Source organism: Pseudomonas sp. 32_A (assembly GCF_017490905.1).
Lineage (GTDB): Bacteria > Pseudomonadota > Gammaproteobacteria > Pseudomonadales > Pseudomonadaceae > Aquipseudomonas > Aquipseudomonas inefficax.
Genome location: NZ_JAFGYI010000323.1, coordinates 1 through 454, shown reverse-complemented (window position 1 = coordinate 454; position 454 = coordinate 1). Strand labels below are relative to the sequence as shown.

The 454-nt window shown below is 61.9% G+C and carries 1 pseudogene; it reads left to right on the top strand.

The window, feature by feature from the left end:
• Positions 1 to 162: 162 nt before the first annotated feature.
• Positions 163 to 454, top strand: a pseudogene (locus J5M58_RS26880) (2-isopropylmalate synthase); the annotation flags it as partial.

Below are 454 nucleotides of genomic sequence, written 5' to 3'. Positions count from 1 at the left end.
GTTTTTTACAACCCGTAGTCGTCATCTTTCGTTCGTCGATCCGACGGGCGAATCGCGAAGATTGCGCGCCGTCGTGCCATCGGGCATGCACGTGCGCAGGCGGCGCCCACCGGCGCGTCATGCCGTCCGTCTTCGCTCGCGACTTGACCGCCCGAGGCAAAGATGAAGCGCAACCCCGCCGAGAAATACCGACCGTTCGAACCCGTTCGCATCAACGGACGCCGATGGCCGAGCCGCGCGATCGAGCGCGCGCCGATCTGGATGAGCACCGATCTGCGCGACGGCAACCAGTCGCTGATCGAGCCGATGACGATCGAGCAGAAGCTCGAATACTTCGAGATGCTCGTCGCGATCGGCTTCAAGGAAATCGAAGTCGGTTTTCCGTCGGCGTCGCAAACCGACTTCGATTTCGTGCGCAAGCTGATCGTCGAGCGGCGCATTCCCGACGATGTGA